This window comes from Candidatus Nitrosocosmicus oleophilus (assembly GCF_000802205.1).
Lineage (GTDB): Archaea > Thermoproteota > Nitrososphaeria > Nitrososphaerales > Nitrososphaeraceae > Nitrosocosmicus > Nitrosocosmicus oleophilus.
Genome location: NZ_CP012850.1, coordinates 1,902,023 through 1,923,264, shown reverse-complemented (window position 1 = coordinate 1,923,264; position 21,242 = coordinate 1,902,023). Strand labels below are relative to the sequence as shown.

24 protein-coding genes are annotated in these 21,242 nt (G+C 34.7%); 13 read left to right on the top strand and 11 right to left on the bottom strand.

Annotation, left to right across the window (positions count from 1 at the left end; genetic code table 11):
- Positions 1-380 precede the first annotated feature (380 nt).
- A complete protein-coding gene (locus tag NMY3_RS09260) occupies positions 381-1,823 on the top strand; it encodes a dihydrolipoyl dehydrogenase family protein (RefSeq protein ID WP_196815608.1) in 1,443 nt (480 codons plus the stop codon).
- 357 nt (positions 1,824-2,180) lie between these two features.
- Here NMY3_RS09260 and NMY3_RS09255 read toward each other — a convergent pair whose 3' ends face one another.
- Positions 2,181-2,591, bottom strand: coding sequence for a PPOX class F420-dependent oxidoreductase (locus NMY3_RS09255; RefSeq protein ID WP_196815607.1), 411 nt, complete (start codon positions 2,589-2,591; stop codon positions 2,181-2,183).
- A 366-nt stretch (positions 2,592-2,957) separates the two neighbouring features.
- Between NMY3_RS09255 and NMY3_RS09250 the strand changes: the two genes are divergently transcribed.
- Entirely contained in the window at positions 2,958-3,125 is a 168-nt protein-coding gene (locus NMY3_RS09250) for a hypothetical protein (protein WP_196815606.1), read from the top strand.
- Positions 3,103-3,654, top strand: a complete 552-nt coding sequence (locus NMY3_RS09245; protein WP_196815605.1) for a hypothetical protein — start codon at positions 3,103-3,105, stop codon at positions 3,652-3,654. Before NMY3_RS09250 ends, NMY3_RS09245 begins: the two co-directional genes overlap by 23 nt.
- Before the next feature lie 162 nt (positions 3,655-3,816).
- Here NMY3_RS09245 and NMY3_RS09240 read toward each other — a convergent pair whose 3' ends face one another.
- On the bottom strand, positions 3,817-4,062 hold the full coding sequence (locus NMY3_RS09240; RefSeq protein WP_196815604.1) for a hypothetical protein: 246 nt from the start codon (positions 4,060-4,062) through the stop codon (positions 3,817-3,819).
- 258 nt (positions 4,063-4,320) lie between these two features.
- Entirely contained in the window at positions 4,321-4,491 is a 171-nt protein-coding gene (locus NMY3_RS09235) for a hypothetical protein (protein ID WP_196815603.1), read from the bottom strand.
- 539 nt (positions 4,492-5,030) lie between these two features.
- On the opposite strand from NMY3_RS09235, the gene NMY3_RS16700 reads away from it, so the two are divergent.
- Positions 5,031-5,183 (top strand): hypothetical protein, encoded by a 153-nt coding sequence (locus NMY3_RS16700; RefSeq protein ID WP_231099976.1) that lies wholly within the window; start codon positions 5,031-5,033, stop codon positions 5,181-5,183.
- A gap of 100 nt (positions 5,184-5,283) precedes the next feature.
- Here NMY3_RS16700 and NMY3_RS09230 read toward each other — a convergent pair whose 3' ends face one another.
- Positions 5,284-5,565 carry a peptidylprolyl isomerase gene (locus tag NMY3_RS09230; RefSeq protein ID WP_231099975.1) on the bottom strand — a complete coding sequence of 94 codons (282 nt, stop codon included), beginning with the start codon at positions 5,563-5,565 and terminating at the stop codon, positions 5,284-5,286.
- A 468-nt stretch (positions 5,566-6,033) separates the two neighbouring features.
- Here NMY3_RS09230 and NMY3_RS09225 point away from each other — a divergent pair, with 468 nt between their 5' ends.
- Together NMY3_RS09225 and NMY3_RS09220 are read left to right on the top strand one after the other, a co-directional pair.
- The gene (locus NMY3_RS09225) at positions 6,034-6,270 is read left to right on the top strand and encodes a hypothetical protein (protein WP_196815601.1); all 237 of its coding nucleotides are present in this window, start codon (positions 6,034-6,036) and stop codon (positions 6,268-6,270) included.
- Between the two features lie 793 nt (positions 6,271-7,063).
- Positions 7,064-7,900 carry an SDR family oxidoreductase gene (locus NMY3_RS09220; protein WP_196815600.1) on the top strand — a complete coding sequence of 279 codons (837 nt, stop codon included), beginning with the start codon at positions 7,064-7,066 and terminating at the stop codon, positions 7,898-7,900.
- A gap of 15 nt (positions 7,901-7,915) precedes the next feature.
- Here the strand turns inward: NMY3_RS09220 and NMY3_RS09215 are convergent, their stop codons facing one another.
- Positions 7,916-8,557 carry a PsbP-related protein gene (locus NMY3_RS09215; protein WP_196815599.1) on the bottom strand — a complete coding sequence of 214 codons (642 nt, stop codon included), beginning with the start codon at positions 8,555-8,557 and terminating at the stop codon, positions 7,916-7,918.
- Between the two features lie 170 nt (positions 8,558-8,727).
- Here NMY3_RS09215 and NMY3_RS09210 point away from each other — a divergent pair, with 170 nt between their 5' ends.
- On the top strand, positions 8,728-9,186 hold the full coding sequence (locus tag NMY3_RS09210) for a hypothetical protein (protein WP_196815598.1): 459 nt from the start codon (positions 8,728-8,730) through the stop codon (positions 9,184-9,186).
- Positions 9,187-9,298: 112 nt separating this feature from the next.
- Positions 9,299-9,919: a nitroreductase family protein gene (locus NMY3_RS09205; protein WP_196815597.1), complete on the top strand. Its 621-nt coding sequence runs from the start codon at positions 9,299-9,301 to the stop codon at positions 9,917-9,919.
- Positions 9,920-10,130: 211 nt separating this feature from the next.
- Here NMY3_RS09205 and NMY3_RS09200 read toward each other — a convergent pair whose 3' ends face one another.
- The 4 genes from NMY3_RS09200 to NMY3_RS09185 all read right to left on the bottom strand — a co-directional run bounded on the left by NMY3_RS09200 (position 10,131) and on the right by NMY3_RS09185 (position 15,184).
- Positions 10,131-11,000: a S1C family serine protease gene (locus NMY3_RS09200; RefSeq protein WP_196815596.1), complete on the bottom strand. Its 870-nt coding sequence runs from the start codon at positions 10,998-11,000 to the stop codon at positions 10,131-10,133.
- A gap of 370 nt (positions 11,001-11,370) precedes the next feature.
- On the bottom strand, positions 11,371-12,789 hold the full coding sequence (locus NMY3_RS09195) for an MFS transporter (RefSeq protein ID WP_196815595.1): 1,419 nt from the start codon (positions 12,787-12,789) through the stop codon (positions 11,371-11,373).
- A 466-nt stretch (positions 12,790-13,255) separates the two neighbouring features.
- Positions 13,256-14,062 (bottom strand): hypothetical protein, encoded by an 807-nt coding sequence (locus tag NMY3_RS09190; protein ID WP_196815594.1) that lies wholly within the window; start codon positions 14,060-14,062, stop codon positions 13,256-13,258.
- Positions 14,063-14,461: 399 nt separating this feature from the next.
- A complete protein-coding gene (locus tag NMY3_RS09185; RefSeq protein WP_231099974.1) occupies positions 14,462-15,184 on the bottom strand; it encodes a hypothetical protein in 723 nt (240 codons plus the stop codon).
- A 327-nt stretch (positions 15,185-15,511) separates the two neighbouring features.
- On the opposite strand from NMY3_RS09185, the gene NMY3_RS09180 reads away from it, so the two are divergent.
- Positions 15,512-15,712, top strand: coding sequence for a hypothetical protein (locus NMY3_RS09180; protein ID WP_196815593.1), 201 nt, complete (start codon positions 15,512-15,514; stop codon positions 15,710-15,712).
- 95 nt (positions 15,713-15,807) lie between these two features.
- Positions 15,808-16,422: a MarR family transcriptional regulator gene (locus NMY3_RS09175; RefSeq protein WP_196815592.1), complete on the top strand. Its 615-nt coding sequence runs from the start codon at positions 15,808-15,810 to the stop codon at positions 16,420-16,422.
- Between the two features lie 507 nt (positions 16,423-16,929).
- Here the strand turns inward: NMY3_RS09175 and NMY3_RS09170 are convergent.
- A complete protein-coding gene (locus NMY3_RS09170; protein WP_196815591.1) occupies positions 16,930-17,202 on the bottom strand; it encodes a hypothetical protein in 273 nt (90 codons plus the stop codon).
- A gap of 939 nt (positions 17,203-18,141) precedes the next feature.
- Between NMY3_RS09170 and NMY3_RS09165 the strand changes: the two genes are divergently transcribed.
- Positions 18,142-18,723, top strand: coding sequence for a MarR family transcriptional regulator (locus tag NMY3_RS09165; RefSeq protein WP_196815590.1), 582 nt, complete (start codon positions 18,142-18,144; stop codon positions 18,721-18,723).
- 109 nt (positions 18,724-18,832) lie between these two features.
- Positions 18,833-19,048, top strand: coding sequence for a hypothetical protein (locus NMY3_RS09160; protein WP_196815589.1), 216 nt, complete (start codon positions 18,833-18,835; stop codon positions 19,046-19,048).
- A gap of 364 nt (positions 19,049-19,412) precedes the next feature.
- Here NMY3_RS09160 and NMY3_RS09155 read toward each other — a convergent pair whose 3' ends face one another.
- Positions 19,413-19,892: a hypothetical protein gene (locus NMY3_RS09155; protein WP_231099973.1), complete on the bottom strand. Its 480-nt coding sequence runs from the start codon at positions 19,890-19,892 to the stop codon at positions 19,413-19,415.
- Between the two features lie 903 nt (positions 19,893-20,795).
- On the opposite strand from NMY3_RS09155, the gene NMY3_RS09150 reads away from it, so the two are divergent.
- Entirely contained in the window at positions 20,796-21,122 is a 327-nt protein-coding gene (locus NMY3_RS09150; protein ID WP_196815587.1) for a hypothetical protein, read from the top strand.
- The last annotated feature ends 120 nt before the right edge of the window (positions 21,123-21,242 follow it).

The window sequence follows — 21,242 nt, the reverse complement described above, 5'->3', positions numbered from 1 at the left end:
GAAACCATATATCAAAAGGACTTTATTTTTTCATATTTACATAATTATTGGGTCCTACTAATCCAAATTGGACAGGGTTTTTGCTATTAACCCATTCTAACATGTAATGGAGTGCTTGGAACAATCTTTTCAATTCTCTTCGATCTTCTTAGGATTATGGCAAGGAAAGGTTCAGCTAAAGTATCGGAGTCTGGATAACACACCATAATATGATATGATTATTTGATAAAAATTCAATGATAGAGGTTCTATTAAATCCAAAAGAAAAATTGCATATCAACTCAGGTGATGCAAATTGATAACATGAGTAGCAACATCGGTCAAACCTCAAACTTTTAAAGGAGTTTGCTTTTTTTGATTTATTTAGGATTGAGTAATAATTGGACAATAGAACCACATATGATTTAGTTGTAATAGGAACAGGAACAGCAGGCACTACCGTAGCAACAAATTGCCGCTCTAAGGGACTAAAAGTTGCCATTATAGATTCCAAACCATTTGGTGGTACTTGTGCTTTGCGTGGTTGTGAGCCTAAAAAAGTTCTTGTTGAGGCAGCAAAAACAATTGATGCAAATCATAGACTTGAAAACAAAAGCATAAGCGATATAGATAAAGTTCATTTGAATTGGCGTGACTTGATAAACTTTAAGAGAACGTTTACTGAGCCTTTTCCAAAACAAAGGGAAGACAGTTACGTCAAAGCTGGAATTGTCCCTATTCATGGAAAAGCCAAATTTATTGATAAAGATGCAATTAAAGTAAGATTCAATGAGACGGATGAAGATACAGGTAATGATATTATAAAAGGAAAATACATCTTAATAGCAACTGGAGCAAGTCCCGTTAATTTAGGTTTCCCAGGTTTAGAGAATGTAATCACAAGTGATCAATTTTTGGATCTTGAAAGTTATAGACTACCTGATAATATTGCATTCATTGGTGGCGGGTACATATCTTTTGAGTTTGCACACATTGCAGCTCGCTCCGGTGTCAAAAAGATCACAATTTTTCATCGTGGAAAACAACCCTTAGAGCACTTTGACTCCGACCTCGTTAGTCTACTGGTGCAGAAGAGCAAAAATATTGGTATAGATGTCCGATTGGAAACCAAGGTTGAGAAAATAGATAAAATAACTTCTCCTTCAGCAGAAAGAAAAGGTAAATTAGTCGTACACTATTCTTCAGTAGCAAATTCCCCAACAGACTACAAATTGCCAAAAACACTGGAAGTTGATCTGGTAGTACATGGTGCTGGTAGAGTGCCAAATATTGAAGAACTTGATCTGAAGGCAGCTTACATTGAACACACCTCCAAAGGGATAAAGGTTAATGAATATCTCCAAAGTGTTTCTAATCCTATTGTTTATGCAGCCGGAGATGCTGCATCGAGTGGAGGTACGCCGTTAACGCCGGTAGCAACCTATGAAGGAAATATTGTATCAACTAATATTCTAAAGGGAAACAGTATTAAGTCTAATTATGCCGGACTCCCAAGTGTTGTTTTTACCATCCCACCCCTTGCTACGGTAGGATTAACAGAAAAAGATGCAAAAGAACAAGGACTACAATTTAGGACCAATCATGAGAACACTTCTAAATGGTCTTCTTCTAGACGTTTAGGTGAAACTCATTCTGGATTCAAGATCTTAATTGAGCAAGGGAGCGACAGAATTTTGGGTGCGCATTTGATTGGACCTCATGCAGAGGAGGTCATAAACATATTTTCTATAGCTATCAGACTAGGGCTGACCGTCAAAGATCTCAATGATCCCATCCTGTATGCCTATCCAACCCATGCATCAGACGTATTCTATATGTTGTAGATATGTTACCTATCTAACATTTTTGATTTTCTCAAAGAACGATAGAGCATTTGTGATAATTAGGAGACAAGGAAAAATGTAAAAAATAACAAAAATTTTGGCAATTAAGACCTATGACATGAAATTAGGTATGGACAGAAAATCAAACATTTCCAAATTGTCCTTAATATTCTAGGCGGACAAATTCGTGGCACTCATTGTAAATAATTCTGAATATCTCGCATCTGCTTCAAAGGCTGTTGATTTGTAAGCCTAATACTTGAATTTGACGTGTTAAAAATCAGCGTAGCTGTTCCTCTTTTGATCGAATCCATTTTAACTTTTTCTGTTCTTTTCTGTGCAGATTTTGAACGGATTTTATATGTACGCCACTCGTGTAGGTTTTACCTTTAAAATGACTCTTTTTTCACCTGGTGCTCTGAAGGGATATTTGTCCTTGTTTAGATATTTTTTTGCCATTTTATCGATGTGACTGTCAGCCAATTCGCCTGTAATCTGGTCAATCACTTGTCCTCTCAAGGTTACCATATGATAAGGATTATTGCGATCTGCTATTGATACCGCTATCCTTGGATCCCTAGTTACATTCTTTTGTTTTACTCTACCTATAGCAGTATTAATCAGGATTTCATTGCCTTGGATATCGATCCAGGTAGGAGTTATTTGAGGAGATCCATCTTTCATTAAGGTAGAAACAAACGCTAGGTTTTTGTCTTCTAAAAGATTTTTGACAAGTGGCTCATTAATATCGGGTTGATGTTGACTCATAGTACATAGATTATTTTTCACCATGGTTTTTAAACACAATGTCAAACGAAAATCGAATCTTCAAAGTGGGCCTAAATCAGGACAAAAAATGGATGAGGAACAAAAAAGATATGAGTCCCAATTGCATTGAGACTATATTTTTTCAGATTTAATAGACATTGGCTAAGATCGATATAACTTTAAAAGATAAAATAATACTTTGCTAAGAAATCAGAGAGGCAATATTGATTCTAGGGATAATGGAATAATATTGCAATATTTTGATGATAGAATACCATCTTAACCTGCTTGTATCAAATCACTAAAAATTAGAGACAATAAACGTTGACTAACGATATTTTAATAGTGCTTTATCGATATATAATCATGTCAAAATTGTTTAATTTACGTTCTGATATTTTCCTGGAATGCGATGAATACCATCAAATTAATGAATATTTGAAAAATCAAATTAATCCCAAAGAGCAAGAATTCTTAACTGAAGCTATCGAGTTTTATGAGAAGCATAGACATGACACAGACGACTCAATTTAATCCAAACGGATTAAAATTTAAGGTTTTTAATCCCAAGAGACATCAACTTCCAAAAATAGATTTCAGACAAACAAATGGTGAGGACCCGCTATCAGTTCAAGAATATTTTGAGAATTGCATCTTTAGCGGTAAATCTGACACTAATGAAGTAAAATATGTGATAAAGTACTTTGATGATTGGATCGGTTTTTTTTCTATTGATCTGACACGGTTGTATGCTGAACAATCTGAATCGATTCCTCGATGCGATGATAAAGGGAACAGCGAAAAAGATTACCAAGAACCAACTTGCGCACTTTTAATAAAGAAAATAGGTATTGATCAACGATACAGGTGTTTTGGGATTGGTAAATACATAATGCTATTCTGTAGCGGCCTGGCCCAAACAATAAACAAGGATAAACAAATCAAGCTGGTTTTATTTAAGACAACAAAGTCGTTGGCCGAGAAAATCTATTTCCCAAAATACCAATTTAACTTTACAGGTACAAATGGAAGATTGGTATGGGCATTTAAGAGAATCTATTAGAATGTCAGGTATCAAGGCAAATTAATTTGATTTCGGAAATTTGCTTATATAGCAAGTCTGAATATGTGACTAAAATAAAACCATATTTAGAAGTGCTCATTGCACATAAATCGGCTGACAATTATTTTGTTGACTAATATCTACCCTTAAATGGTAATTGAGCTAAGGGGATTCTATTGTTATTACCAACCCTTTTTCATGTAAGACGGCTATCTCTGAATCCTGCCTGATTACACTTGAGGGTTTACAAATATGTTTAAATGAGCATTTGATACATTTCCATTCTTCGGCCACCTTGGGCAAGAGAGCGTCGTTAATGGCATCGAAGGCAGATTGTAGTAATGAAATCTTGCTTCGAATTTCTTCTATTAAAAAATCACGGATAGGAGATCCATTTTCTAATATCACTGTTCACGATTCGATCTCTGTCAAACCTCTCACCATCTTGATTTTTTGTTCTTGGACAAACATAATAGTCTCCATGACTGTCCCTTATTATCCAAACCATTCTTTGGTAAATTGCACAACGAATACGAAGTATCCCTGTATCATATCCATAAATGACCTAATAATACAGTAATTGACGAAGATAGGATTTGAATCGCTTGCTATCTGGTTTTAATTTCTCAAAGCTCATTGTATATTAAATTCAACGATAAATTCGGCCTATTTACCTTTATTTGTTGAAACCATGTCTTGATACTCTGTCTTTTGAGATTGGACTCCTGTCATTAGGTCAAGTCTTGCGATAAGATTACCTTCAAACGAGAATTCATTTTGACTTATACCAATGTCTGCAAGCCCCACTAGTATATATTCAGAAGGTTCACCTCTCACAAAATAGTCGATATCTTCAACAGTTAATTCGTAGTCTTTAGCGGTGTGAGCATATAATGCTTTAAGTAAGCGCGAACCAGAGAGTATATCAGAAACATGAATCCTGTCCCAGGGCTTTCTTTTCCTAGAGTTAAATAGAATCTCGATATTTGTACGTAAGTTATAGGAATTGATAATCCTCTGATTTTATGATTAGCATTTCATTTGCCCCTGTCAATATTGTAAAGATCCGCCCATATTGAAGCGTTCATGTTTCATGGTTTAATCATCGCAAATCTGTTGAAATCTGCTCCTAATCTTTCAACGATATTTCAGTTTATATTACCTGTAGTGTTATAAATCGTGTTTGCATTATGATCCCTGCTGGATAGCAAGTGTACTCGTGTTCCCGTGTAAAATTGTTATTCAGACAGGACTGCTGTCATAATGCAAATAATATTTTTTTGATAGAAATTTGAATGTCAGCTTGAGCATGACGTATGGACTGTATCCAGGGTCTGAATCTAAAATATAATTAAGCCGTATGATCGATAACCCTCTTGGATCATTTGGGATCCAACAACCAATTAGATAAAATGAAACCTCTTAACTATTTTCTTGCCATTGCAGAAGAAACGATAAAAAAAGAAACTTTAATTGGCAAGACAAGCTTGTTGATAATTAGTCAATTTCACCTGCTTGCAGGAATATAACATTATTTGAGTAGTTATTTACAATTTCAAAGACTTGTTAGCTTGTTTAAAATTATTCAATCTCAATCCATCTAGACTCAAGCCAAATATTATTTTACTATTATCCAGATCGTTTTATTATATGATATCCGAATTCTGTCTTTACAGGCTCAGCGGTAACTTCTCCTTTTTTTAACTTGAATGCTGCTTCTTCAAAGGGTTTGACCATCATCCCTTTTCCAAAGAAACCTAGGTCTCCTCCTTTCTTGCCACTCCCTTTGTCAATAGAAAATTCCTTAGCCAGATTTGAAAATCCTTCCCCTTTTTTCAATTTCTCTAATATCAACAATGCTTCACTTTGTTTCTTTACTAAAATATGATAACATTTAATTTTATCAGCCACCTTATCCCGTTCACCATCTAAGTTGGAATTCTCGCAATAAATAAACATTATGAAACTACAGAAAACTCATGACTAATTTCTACTTTAACCATATTGCTCTCAAGCATATTTTAGTTTGGATGAATTTCAAACCATGAAATTGATTCACACCTAATCCTTAAGGTATTACAACCAAAAAGACAAAATAGATTGATTTAAAGGCGTTCAGAAGAGATCTGATTGCATTACGGGGTGGCAATTGCAATGTCTACTGTTTTGGATAAAATCAAAGCTGTTCTTTAAGGTCCATTTTGGCAATAAGAATTGGATATTGGTATCTAGCCTGCTAATAGTATGCTATAGGGTTTAACCCAAAGGGGTTTCTGGGAAATGGACTAGACCGTCTAATATCAATTGTGGGGTATAGTGAACTGAAGGAGGCATCATAGAGTCCATAAATATAACTAGTACTACACATAGTATTATTTCATGAGCGATTTCGCCTTTTTCAGATTTGCAAGTTTGAACCTGTTAACAGAAGAGGAAATAGCACATAAGAACGAGATTGTTGATATTACTGAACACGTTTTGGATGCAGAAGGTATTGAATGTGACTCAAGGATATCAAAAATTTCTGAAGAACAGTTAGCACAGATTCTTGAAAAAGTCAGGAAAATTAGAAAAAAGAAAGTGAATCCTGAGAATGAGAATGAGATTACTAATTAATAAGAACTGTGTGATAATTAATGGGACAATATGGGAGCATGAGTAATTCATGAATGTTTTAATGATTGGAAGCATAATCATGATGGGGCTAGGCATACTTCTTATGGTAGGTAGAACCTTTCTCCCTGGCTCTGTTGTAATCATATTAGGAATCTTAATGACGTTGTATAGCCGTTACCCTTCATTCCAAAAGATGAGGACAAAAACAGATCCGGCCAAGATATGTATGTGTTCTATCTGTAATCACACAAAATCAAAGATTTGTCTGGATTCTCGTTGTCATTGTTGTATCATTATCAAAGAAGACACTGTCATCGGTCATCATAACAGTCCCTTACAATAGTAACAATTAAATGATCGAATATTTATCTTAATAGATTCTGCAACTGATAGATTCACAACCTATGACTCCGTATTAATTTTGTTGATTATGTACCTTTGACTAGATACGTTCTAAATATTCCATCTTTTTGGTTAATTTAAGAATCTTTATTTCTTTGATCAATTGGTAATGAGGTAGAGATAAAGGAATTCTGAAAACTCATATCTGTGGAGTAAATCTTGACACAAAAACCTCAATAAATTGGCTCTTTGTTCAGAGTATTTTTGAGGCTTGGTGACGTAAAGAGCTGTCTATTAGGAATATTGGATAAGACTTTTTCCTAATATTAGACATTTCCATCAGTATGACCAAAAGAACACTATACAGAAGTTAAACAAGATAAGAAATTTGACTTGAGTCAACCTCTTTGCTTTTGAATAATTTATTAATTTGGGATTTTTAAATAAAACCATGAATGAGAAGAGAGTTGCAATTGTGACTGGAAGTTCGAGTGGAATAGGTTTTGAAATATCTTTGATGCTAGCAAGAAACGGATTGACAACATATGCAACGATGAGGGATTTACATAAAAGTTCAATGCTGACATCTATTGCAGACAAAGAGAAAATTCCCTTGAGATGTGTTCAACTTGATGTTACAGACGATATGTCAGTTAAGCAGGCTATCGAAACTATAGTAAATGAATCTCATAATATAGACATTCTGATTAACAATGCAGGATATGGATTGAGTGGAGCTCTCGAAGATCTTTTGATAGATGAAATAAAGTTACAATTTGACACAAATTTTTTTGGATTGATAAGAGCTACACAGGCAGTGTTACCAATAATGAGAAATCATGGATCTGGGATAATTGTCAACATAAGCTCTGGTTTAGGCCGTTTTGGTATCGCAACTAGTTCAGCCTATGCAAGTTCAAAATTTGCCGTAGAGGGATTGACTGAATCCATGTCTTATGAGCTTGAGCCATTTGGGATTAAAACTATACTTGTAGAGCCCGGGATAATCAAAACCAACTTCATTAAGGCTGCAGTACTGGCACAAAAATCCAAAGACCCTAATTCACCATATTTTCAATTTATGAATAATATGGATGAAGGGATGAAAAAGTTAATTGAGAATAGCGAAAGCCCTGAATATGTTGCTAGGGTTGTATTAGATGCTATAAACGACAGCAATCCAAAGTTGAGATATCTTGCAGGCAAAGATGTTGAACAAATTATGGAAATAAAAAATAAGATGTCAGATGAAGATTTTCACAATATGATAAAGAATATGAGTAGCTAATCATTCGATCTTAACTTACTCAGAGACAAAATCCTTTGGCAAGAATCTAAATGAATCTTTGATTTGTTGAAACTCTTCGTACAGTTGGGACACCTTTGACTGTGGACCCATGAAATTGACGTGATACAATTGGTCATTATAGATTGTATATGTATCCACTTCGAATGTTCCAAGATTTTGGGTAAGAAAGGTCAACTCTTTGGCAGGGTGATCACCAAGTCTGGTGTAATTATTTCCGAGTAGCTTGACATTCAAGTTTCCATAAATCGATGATGGATCTTCAAAAGAACTTATCTTATCAGCGACTAACTTGTCTAGGAACTCTGCTGGTAACGACTTATTGTCTTCTAGCAACCTTTTTACATCGCTAACAGAAATGCTAAAAAATATTTCATTTAATGGAGTGACAGTCTCGTTCATTATTGGTCGAAGGACTAAGGCTGTAGTCTCTCCATAATATGGGAAAGTTGAATTTCTTGGGGCTATTTCCCAGTCTAAAGGATAATTTAGACTGAATGTATGATTTGGTGAGGTGAATACTTGGGTCGAATTTGTTTGTGCTTCGACATAACCTTGTTGAAAATTCGTTGTTCCCATCAATAATAGCAATAAAGATGAAGGAAGGAGTATAGCAAAAATAACGAGCTTAATATGCATTATTAACAAAAGAATCACTAGGTATTTAATATCATCTGTTCGGAGAATAGAACATAAGGAAATAGGAATAAAATCAACTCATTTTACGCTGCATAACGTACTATATTTGCTGTACTTCATTGATTATTAAAGTTATATATCACTATAATGTAAAATGACTAGAAAGAAAGATGCCTAGATCAAATTCTGCTGAATTAATTACTTTAAGAGTTAACATTGTAAAAGAGTTAAGAAGTAAATGGAAGAGGGAAAGAGAGAGAAATCCCTATATTAATGAACACTTTGGAGGATTTGTAAACGAGTTACTACATGAGATACTAGAAAAGGATGAATTTTTGAAACACTATGCCCCTTTCTTGTCAGAGGAGGGTTGCACTAGGGATACTCTCTACATTAAAGACTCTAAAGAAAATAAGGTTACGGAAATCCATTTTAATGAAGAAAAATTGCGGTGCTCACTCTGTCAGTCATCTACTTGTTTTCACGTTCAATTTGCCATGGCCACCCCCCGTGTTGCAAAATTGAACATAAGAAACCAACAAGCCGATCAAGAAATTGAAGTAGATGGACAACAAGTAAGGAAATTAACAAACAATAAGAGAAGGAAATCCACAATTTCAAGAAAATGATACTGAATAATGTGGTGTTGGGTTTATCAGGGTCCAATCACAGGATTTTTCAAATTAGTGGAGCCATCAAGAACTTTAATTAGTTATTCATGGATTTACTTATTGATCGAATTTGGAGAAGAGCGTCATAGACAATCATGCGGTAAACGACTATCCTATTCATGATCTTTTAAGAAAAAGATGGAGTGCTCGTGCATTTTCGACCAGAAAGGTGGAAAAAACAAAGCTTTTTTCGATATTAGAGGCAGCGAGATGGACACCATCATCCAGAAACGAACAACCTTGGCGTTATATTGTTTTTACTAGCAATAATCCCAGTAAATTATCTGAGGCCCAGTCTGTCCTTCTAGAATCAAATTCCTTTGCAAAACAAGCACCTATTTTGATTTGTGCCATCACAAAAAAGTCCTATACAGAAAGTCAAGACCCAAATAGACTTTATTTTCATGACCTGGGAGCCGCGAATGAAAATATGTTCTTAGAAAGTTTTAACCAAGGTTTAATTATGCATGAGATGGGCGGATTTAATGTATCTTTGGCTAAAGAGGTATTTAAAATACCTGATGAATTTGAAGTCGGAATTATGATCGCGATAGGTTACCAAGGTACTAATGATAGCTTACCAGAAAAATTAAAAATCAAGAATACAAAACCCAGGCAGAGAAAACCACTTTCTCAAATAGCATTCTCAGAAGACTTGGAACACGGTTTACAAGATACCATAGACCAGTAATAAACAAGAAAAATTTTGTGTTCTATTTTAGAGAAAATTTTGGAGTCCACACTAATTTTGCAATTTTATCTGAATAAGATACTCATATCAGTAACGTACCGCACAAATTCGTCTAAAGAATAGATCAAAATTATGGGTATGTATGTATCCAAAAAAAGAAATGTTCTTTTCTTATTAAAGTCAAGCTAGAAAATGCTACTCTAGGAATTACTTAATTAAAATTCGTGGGATGAGGCATCAATTGGATTTCCTTATTCATTTTTTTTCCATATCTATTGATTTGAATAAATATTCGGTCTTTAATGTTCCTCTTTCGTATATGATTAGAAATCTGATATGGATCAGTTATCTTAATTCCATCCACTGATTCTATGATATCTCCTTTACGCAGATCAGCAATGTAGGCTGGACCATCACTTTGTACCTCTGCAATTAAAGATCCCTGGTTGGTCGGTAGTCCATAAGAATGTGCTAATTCACTTGTAATCTTTATTGTGGATATGCCTATCCATGGTCTATTGGTAACGCGTCCATTAACAATTAGATCATTTATTATCAACTTTGCAACATTTATTGGCACTGCAAATCCTATACCTTGCGCATAAGGCATTTTTGCAGTATTTATGCCAATTACCTGCCCTCTGGTATTTATGAGTGGCCCCCCTGAATTACCAGGGTTGATCGATGCATCAGTTTGAACAAGTTCCATGATACCTCGTTCAAATTGTAATTTTCTGCTTAATGAGCTTATGATTCCCGCGGTAACAGATGGACCCCCATCCAACCCAAAGGGATTTCCAATCGCAATTACTATTTGTCCTATTTTCAATTCATCCGAATTACCTAGTTCGGCATAAGATAATGCGTCTTTGGATTCGATCTTTATTATAGCTAAATCAGTAATACTGTCTGTTCCAACCACGGTTCCGTCATAAACGTTTCCATCTGTGGTTGTAACTTTTAACTTGTTTGCCTTCTCAATGACATGATTATTTGTCAATATGTACCCCTTCTTGTCTATTATTACTCCAGAGCCTACCCCTTCTACTGGAAAAATTCTTAATAATTGATCCTTGACCATTCTTACGCTGGCTATATTTACTACATCTTTGTTAACTTTTTCAACTGCATTTATGATTATGTTTTCATTCTCATAATCAAATGGTATTATTTAGAAAACCCCTCCTTTAATGATAACCGGAGGCTGATACCCAGTACATCAGAAAAGCATAATGGATTTAACAAATATACTAGCGAATGCTCATTTGTTATCGATGATAATTTTTTTATCACTAGTAAGATTAATGGAAGTCGTCTAATATAAATAGTATAGTTAAATCTAATGACCAATTTTCTACAAAACCCCTACTAAAAAAAAGGAGAACGATTGTATTTGTTCATTTCCTTTCCAAACCCAATATTACAAAAGAAAGGCTCGATTCAAAATCCGCTCATTTCATTTTGCGCTGAATCAAAACTGAAATTACCATCAAAACAGCAGAAATAATGAATATCCCGTGAATAGATAAAATAAATCTATCAAGGTCGGCGTCATTGAATTGAATTGAATCTTGATGAGTGCTGTTTGTCGATCCTGAGAAGAGCACAACGACTACTTCGGCTGGTAATAAAGCAGAGAATATCAAAAAAACCAACCCGATACTAAATGCGCTTCCAGCCATAACCAAGGTAGTGCTGATACCGGCAGCAACCCCTCTCCTGTTGGGTGGTACAGAGTTCATTATGGTGGCTCTGTTAGGCGATGTAAATATTCCCAATCCTGCTCCTATGAGTGCTAGTGGCAGTATAGCATCTGCATATGAAATCCTTGACCCCAGGGTAGCCAGTAAGATAAAACCTATCGCAGATATTATCAATCCAGTCTGAGAGATAATCTGAGACCTGTATTTATCATAAAACCAACCAGTTATCGGAGCTACTATGGCCAATGCTAGAGAGACTGGAATTAAATAAATACCCGATTCCAATGGGTTTAAAAGCATTGTTGGACCTTGAAGAAAAAACACCATCACGAAGGTAAAGGCTCCACGAGCAAGAGAGTTAAAAAAAATCGCAATATTACTACTAGTAAATAGTCTAAGTTTGAATAAGCTAAGATCCATCATTGGAAAACTAACTTTTTTCTCATTCTTGTAAAATAGTACCAACAAGGAGATTCCTACCAGTATAAACAGAGTTATTTCGAATATGTTTAATAGATGAAAAGACCCAAATGTTATTCCGAGTAAGATGGAAATTAATCCCCCAGCAAATAACAAATTTCCGAGCCAATCAATTTTTTCCTTTTTTATCGTTCCCAATTCTTTTAGTTTTGAGAATGCCCATACTGTAGCAAAAATTCCAATCGGAATATTAATCCAGAATATAGACCTCCATCCAAAATATGAGGTTAAAGCCCCACCAATCACTAAACCCATGACCGACCCCACGACAATGGATATTTGATTTATTCCCAAAGCTTTTCCTCTCTCAGATTCTGGAAATGAGTCCGATAAAATGGCAGAGCTGTTTGAAAAAATGAAAGCGGCCCCAAGTGCTTGGATAATTCGAAAAACAATTAATTGTTCTCCGGTTTGAGATACACAACAAAGTCCAGATCCGATCGTAAATAATGCAAATCCGAGATTATACAATTTGACTCGCCCAAACATATCAGCAAGTCTTCCAAATGTCAATAACATTGAAGCCGTTACTACCCAGTACCCAATTGCTATCCAGACAAGTGTAATCAGTGAAGTGTGCAATTCGTTAGCAATTGATGGAAGAGCGATTATGACGATATTTCTATCAAGAGACGCCATTAGGGTGCCGATAGTTGTATTACTTAATGCTAGCCATTTGTAATTCAAAATTCTTTAAGTATTTTAGCAAAACCATCATATACAAATGCTTCACAACACAGTATAAACAATTCACAGAGTAGATGAAAACAAGACAAAAGAACACCTCTTTTTTTTAAAATTGATTATCAATTTGACTGAAAACTGAGCAAAAAATCATGAGTTTTCACCAGACTTGATGGGAATTTAGCTATTCTATTTGAACACATTACCATCACAGCCTTTTTTTCAATTTGATAATAACAATAGGACATCAGGATGCAGTCCTACATTTAGAGATCTATCGGACCAACTTTTTAATAAGCAAATATTGTTTAACTAATTAGTAACATTTCAATCGGATTTCCACATAGATGATACCTCCACTTTCTAATTGTACAAGAAATTGTATAAAGAAGGTATGAAATTATGATTTGTAATATACGGTGAAAAATTCAAAAAAAATGAAAGAATAAAAAACGAAGTTTATTTTAGTCTAATCTTGTTGTCCTGCTGCATTGTTACCTTCATTTTCTTGGTTTTGTACGTTTATGTTGTTCCCTGATCCTTCTGAATCGTCACCAGAGACTACTCCACTTTTTTGATCAGAGTCTTGTGATTGGCCGATTCCTTGGTTGGCGCTGTTGCCGCCGTTATCGTCACCGTCATCATCACCACTTCCTCCACTTTGTGCTGCTGCATTGTTTCCACTATTTTCTTGGTTTTGTACGTTTATGTTGTTACCTGATAATACTGAATCGTCACCAGAGACTACTCCACTTTTTTGACTGGATGATTGTGATTGGCCGATTCCTTGGTTGGCGCTGTTGCCGCCGTTATAATCGTCATCATCACCACCATTTCCTCCACTTTGTAATAGTGCATTGCTTCCACTATTTTCTTGGTTTTGGAAGTTCAAGTTGTTACAAGATATGAATGTCCCTTCTCCAGAAACACATAATGCACTTTGTTCTGATTCTTGTGATTGGCCGATTCCTTGGTTGGCGCTGTTGCCGCCGTCATCGTCATCATCACCACTTCCTCCACTTTGTGCTGCTGCATTGTTACCTTCATTTTCTTGGTTTTGCACGCTAAGGTTATTACATGAAATTAAAGTCCCATCGCCTGATACACAAATTCCTAGTTGGGTTGAAGCCTGTGATTGTCCGATTCCTTGATTAAGTGAGTTGCCTTGTGCGAAAACACCCAGTGTCATCGATGTAGGTCCCATCAAAAGAATGAATGAGATTGCGAGCGCTGTTGTTGTAATTATAGCTTTATTTGCTAATGATCTGTTATTCATCTAATTATACTACATAAAAAACTATATAAAGACATTTATAGAAAATTATATAGTAAAAAAGTTATAGAATATTATTTTGTAATTTAGTAACGTAGCCTTGATAAGTAATAATGATACACTAAACAAAAAGAAATTGGAAGGCAATTCCAAGATCTAGTTGCACATTTTTTATGAAGTAGAATAACCTTATATGAATATCACAAACTTTAGGTCCACCTCCAATGTCATCATGTCATTACTGGAAGCTAATGCTGGTTTAATATTTGCCTTTTTTCTCTAAAATCCTTAGATAAGTGTAACCAAGATCTTTCTATAAACGACATAATATAAATTTGTAAGGTGAAGAAATCTTTATGAGTAGCATAAATCGACATCAAAAGGATTATCTGTTTTTGGAATTCAACTTCTATACTTGAACCTGATTGTTGTACTGCTTATCGTAATATCTACTTTCATATTGAATATTTCATTAAACATTAATTCTAATATGATTTTATGATATAATGACCAATTTTCACCGAGTTCATGCTTTAATACGTAGACTTGATAACCATCTTGCAACGTGTGATTAGTTTCAGTCAATGAACTAGCCATTCTTGTCTCAAACCAAGAAAGAAATGATTCAAGGTCCATCCGATTCTTCATAAATAATGCGATATCATGAACTACGTCCTTACCGATATTTACAGCCATGTTCGTGATTTCCTCTTTACTCATCTTTTTAAATAATTCAACAACAATTGGTTTTGCTATTGGTATCATGCCAACTTTAGGTTCGAACATATCCCAATCAACATAGCGTTTGAGGAGCTGATTTACCAGACTGTTTAAGGTTATTTGACCCCTATCCGATTCTGTTCTCAGCACATTTAAGACGTTTTCATCAATCCTAAATGTCATGGTAGCAGTTTTTTTGGATTCGCCCGAACTTGGATTACCAATGTCATGCATCCAATAGAATTTTTCCTGGTAATATAATAATATCCTTTGTTTGTTTAAATTTGAACTTGGCTTATTAATTTCTTTTTTTAGTTCGCAAAGGGTAATTACAACATGGACAGCGCGTACCACTAAATTTAATATATAAACTGCATCCTGAGCACCGCTTATATCCCAAAGCATAAACAGATTCTTTTCCTCCGCCTACTCTATCGTATCTTATGCATAGTCCTTTACAACCCAATACAAAACAAGCTCAGCTGATGAGAATTAAACTTTAAGCTTCAAATGCAATTATTTGCAAACACAAGTCATCAACAGATGAGATAGGAGCAGACAGAACTTTCAATATTTATGATAATAAAGATCAGTTGTAAGCATGAGGCTTCAAAGGGTTAGTGTCTAATATGAATGGCCGTATCTATTCATCTATTTTTCATTACAAGATGGTATTGCAAGAAAAATGGATTCAATAACAATACTTTTATACTACATTTCCCTCTTATTTATATGAAGATTTTTAATCTTATTGCTTTAATCGGTCTTTTAGTATCCATCACTGCGATAAGTGGGGTTATGATCCCAGCACTGGCACAACCTCTTGACAGTAATCAAACACAACCAACTCTTGAATCGTTACTAGGAGGGAATATGACATTAAGTCTAGGTTCGAACAATACCAATGAAACTAGTCCAGCCTCACACAGGTAATATGATATTATTTCTTTAAATTTTCATCATCATATTTACAGCATGCACACACAAAAGCATCTATAGTTTAAATAATTATCTGTCCATAAATAAGTATGTCTTCAAATAATAATTTTAATGAAAGTCCCAATCATTTCATGGTATTAGACGCAATCTCTAGGGGTATGAAAAAGATAGACAGCATTGCCAAGGTTACAAAGTTATCTAAAGATGAAGTAGAATTGATCATAAATGACTTAAGAAATCAGAAATTAATAAACGCGGTTGTCAAGAAGGGGTTTTTTGGTAATAAGAAAACGGAGTTTCATATTTCAGAAACGGGCCTGAAATTGTTGGATTCAAAAAAACAGGAATTATCACATAAATCACAGCGACTTCAACAACTCTATGAAACTGGTAACAGAGGTCAAATGCAAAGTTATATGGACGATAACAGGATGTGGATGCCGATGATGCTGTTTTCGGGCATAATGAGCATGGTAATGTTTGGATCTATGATGGCTTTTATGGGAATGGCTATGAATCCAGCCGAAAGTGCTCAGACTGAGGGTCAGGTGGATGAATCAGGAGGATCAGGTGCTGAAGATTCAGGGGCAGCATCGGATACGGGTGCTTCGGACACGGGTGCTTCGGACACGGGCGATACTGGCGGGTTCAGCGATATGGGTGCTGATGGTGGAATGGATACGGGGGGATTTGATTCATTCTAGAATGATAATTCAAATACGATTTTTTATTTATATCGACCAAAAAACAAATTTTTTTATATAATGGATTAGAACCATCTTAAGTAACATGCGGAAGGCAAATATTGTTATGCATAGCTTATGAAGATGATATATGACACTGTTCGTTACTAAATCATAACTGTTAAAGTAATTCCTTACATAAGATAAGCCCATCGTCCTAAAAGAGATTATAAGGTATTTTTACTACATCTAGTATACCAGAAGCGATTGCCCCTTGAAATAAATGGATCCACTACAAAGTATTAAACCACACTAAAGAAGATAAGAATTTGCTGATTTAGTTCACATTTTCGATGTTTCTGCTATTTGCTTTGATGATCGAAAGATAAATTATGATTCAAGGAACATCAGCTAGATCAATTTTGAATAAATCAAGACATTGAATTACTAACAACTCAGTATTAGAATCAAAAACCTTTCATGATGTTAGAACACTTTATCAAGGATGAAATAGTATTAAAAAAAAGGTCACTGTTGACCTGCAGCCAGGTGACCGTGTTGATCTTGCGATTGTATTCCAACATTGTTACATGAAAACAAAACAGCCTCTCCAGATACACATTGTGCTCCTTGACTAACCCATTGGCCTTGCTTATCAACTTGCTGTCCTGCATTTTCGTTTTTCTCACTAGTTGCTTGAACCATTTTATGATCAAATGTAGCAAGCGCGGTAATCATAGAAACAGCCAAAAGTGTTGCAAATACAATTCTTTTCTTATGTATTCTTGTTATGTTACTCAATATAATCATTCTATTTAGTTAGAATTAACTATATTATAGCTTAGATACATGATACTAAATCCTTCTACCAGAATAATATCAAATAACAAAATTACGCTTTTTTATTATGGCTATTAATTTACAATTAACCTTATCTAACAAGAATAGGTAATTTATTAACATACATTGTAAAAAATGAAATTTATATTGCCCCAATCACTCGTAACCAGTGCTTTTACTGGCCGTGAAATCTTACAAGTATTTAATAAACGATCATTCCCCTTCGGGGTTAACATATTGCATTTTGAGGTAACTTACTTTGTGAAGTGGCAGTTGGAAATTGATTGGTAACCTCATTATTAAAAAGAAAGTCAGACGTTACAAAACTCTTGTATACTTCAATCATTGTTAGCAGGAGCAGTTCTCAATCTCTATTTCTTGTAGGGCATCACAAAAACTCATCTGAGCTTTAATTTATTTTGTACAGGTTGGAACTTTGTCAGGTTGCCATGTTTATTTTTTGATAAATTAAAACCTGAGTTCAAAGACTACTGTATTTGAAAATAAATGTAAATACTACAATGATCGGATTTGAGAAAAGATCACCCATTGCCTACCCCTTTTTTTTGTGGCATAGAAATGACAAAAAAAGGAGGCCTAAACAGAAGAATGATTCAATACATTTTGGGCTTTGCTATGAATTTGTTCAAATAGATAAAACCAGTATGCTTTTCTTTTGAGTCATATCAAATAATGCTCGAAGCTACATCCCAAAACCCGATAGAACCTCGCTTGGGTAACAAAACTACAAATGTACCGAGTTTCAATGTAGAAAATACATAAAGTTACTACTTTAGATTCCTTATATTCTAATTTGACAAATGAATTGATTTGTCAGTATCTTGAGAAATTACCTATTGCTCATTCAAAACTTAAATAATTTCCTAGTTATACACATACATGTCATCAAATAATAATTTTAATGAAAGTCCCAATCATTTCATGGTATTAGACGCAATCTCTAGAGGTATGAAAAAGATAGAAGACATTGCCAAGGTTACAAAGTTATCTAAAGATGAGGTAGAATTGATCATAAATGATCTACAAACCCAAAAACTAGTCATTAAACAGACAAAAAAAGGCTTTTTTGGTAATAAGAAAATTGAAGTTTATGTTGCTGACACAGGATTCAAAATACTAGAATCAAAAAAACAAGAACTAGTCAACAAATCCAAATATCTTCAACAACTCTATGAAACTGGTAACAGAGGTCAAATGCAAAGTTATATGAACGATAACAGGATGTGGATGCCGATGATGTTATTTTCTGGATTGATAAATGCAGTAATGTTTACTTCTATGATGTCTTTTATGGGAATGTCAATGAATCCAGCTGAAAATGTTCAGAGTGAAGCACAAGCATCTGAATCAGGAGGATCAGGTGCTGAAGATTCAGGAGCGGCTTCTGATACAGGCGATACAGGTGATTATAGCGATATGGACGTTGGAGGGATGGATACCGGAGGATTTGATTCCTTTTAGTAACCATCGCAAATTACTACGATCACAACCTGCCTGTATTGATGGATAGAATCATGGCATCCTAAATCCTTTTTATGAACTAGTAACTAATACTAATAATTGATTTCTCTTGTCAGAATTTAAGAGTATTTCCGAATTAAAGAAATTACTTGATGCAGGCTGCAAAATAGAAAAGGTTGAACCACCAGTGTATGCTTCAGACATTGAAACCACTATAGTAAGGGTATCGGTAAAATGCCCGGATGGAAAAGTTTACACAATTAAAGCATATAAGGAAGAGTCAAATGCCTTAAGAGAATTTATACGAAAAAATAAGATAGAATAATTTACATATCCATTGCACAGACCCACCTAGGTATTCTTAAACCCATAATGACATTCCTCAACGCTACTTTATTACTCAAGGTATTGTTTTCCAGCAATTGACAATCAATAGGATTACGCTATAGATTTTAGATTTGAAACTAACAAAGGTGGCCGGATGTACAAATATGATAAATAAGGTCTAAGGTGACCACTTGTTTAAAAAAATAATTATAGCATATTTCCAAGCATAAGATCTATTTAATACTATTAATGCTATTTATAATCACATAAGAAGAGAATAGGGTCGATGTTCTTAAGCGGTGTACTTTGATAATCGATTCAAAATCCTATAGTAATAAACCTGCTATACAGATAAATAATAATCAGAATATGGATAGAAAGTTTTTTGATTTGAGACCAGATTCGTAATGAACTAGACTTTTGTCCTTTAATTCATTCCAAATATTATCAATGTATTCTCTACTATACATCGATTTAATTGCGTAGACCTTGTTTAGAGATTCTTGTTCATCTTCACAATAATTAGTGCTGTCTACTAGAGTTGATGCTACCTCCAACCACTCGGGTTCCTTGTCTTTAAACAGGGTCAAAAATCTGTCGGTAAAGGCCGAGTAATTAGTCCACTTCTTCTCGTTTGTGTCAGAAGATATCCTATCAAGATCTAATCCTTCATAACAATAATTTGTCAAGTCTGGCGAATATGGACCATTTCTATAAATATTATACTCATAGCCAAAGTCATTTTGTAAAGAGGTTTGCGCTAAAAATACATATTTCTGTAATTTTAGTCGATTTATGAAGCCGTTTTCATCGTCTTTCAATAGATTGGGTACATTTATCATTTTGTTATTGTAAAGAAAGCATATAAAATCTTGCAATTTCATATTCATTTGTTGCTGAATAAGTATTATACGCAGAACTATTATATTAATAAGACGGTCTCAAATTTTTTATGTGGAAATAGTCGATTACAAACAAAGGGAAGACGTTTCAAATAGTATTTGGCAATTCTCCCAAAATATGGGAACTAAATTGAAATTCCGAAACCAAGAAAGTGGTGAAGATAAGACCTGGATAATAACCTCTTTCATTTGACTCATTACCTAACTACTATCATTATGATTATGAACTTAAGAAAAATGAATGGAGATAGGATTTAAACTTGATCGAATTGCAAAAATAAGATACTACCTTAAATGAACATGAATGATGAATTTTGGTTACAGAACAAGTTCAACAAAGAAAATGAAAGTACAGCTACCCATGTATGTCAAATAACAAATACTTTTCAAATCAATACCTTGGATCAAATTTCAAATATTTTGACAATTGGTTAAGCTAAAAATAACCAGACATGTAACTCCATTTTTGAAAAATAAACGATTTACGTCAGAAAGATTCTATAAAGTAAATTCTTGAAAATAGATTTAGATCCGATTACCTCGGAATGTTCCTGCCCAAAACGAATGAAAGTACAAGATCAAAACTATGAAAATTGAAGAGTTTATGCCTTCCGCGCAAGAAAATTATGAGGTTATGAAACAGCAGGACTAAACTAAACTAAACTCTATTTTAATAAGCGGTTACCTAATTCCCATATTAGTCAGAAATCAACTAAAAAATATCCGTGTCCTGTAAAAGTTCTTCGCTGTTAATATAAACTTATATTCTATCGTCCGTTTTCACAGTTCATTGAGTAAGAACATTTATGACAGAAAAATGGAATTTATAAAGGAGGTAACATTATGGCAGAAGTAGTAGAGCTTTCCATTACTCCGATTGGAGGGTCTCCCGGGGTCTACAAGGTGGAAGTTAGGGGTTCTGGCTTCATACCAAATCAGACTGTGTATTGGCGTTTACGGGGCGAAGACCTAGGGCATGAAGATTTTATCAGTGCACCTAGTGGAGGCGGCGTTGTAGGCCCAGATGGGACGGTATTCTTCACTGATAGTGCTATCGGTGCGAACTTGAACGAGGACTGGGGAGGCCAAGACGAGATCTTTGCCGACGTATACTATACTTATCCTGGCGCATTTCACCACAAGTCCAACACGATCAAACGCAACTTCTGAATTCCGCTAACGGCAGATATGACCGAATGAACCATGTTGCAGTACTAGAATTCAGCATGTTAGGGGAGGAGTTAAAAACAGACAAACAACGAGTAATCCGCACATTAAGAAATCTTACAA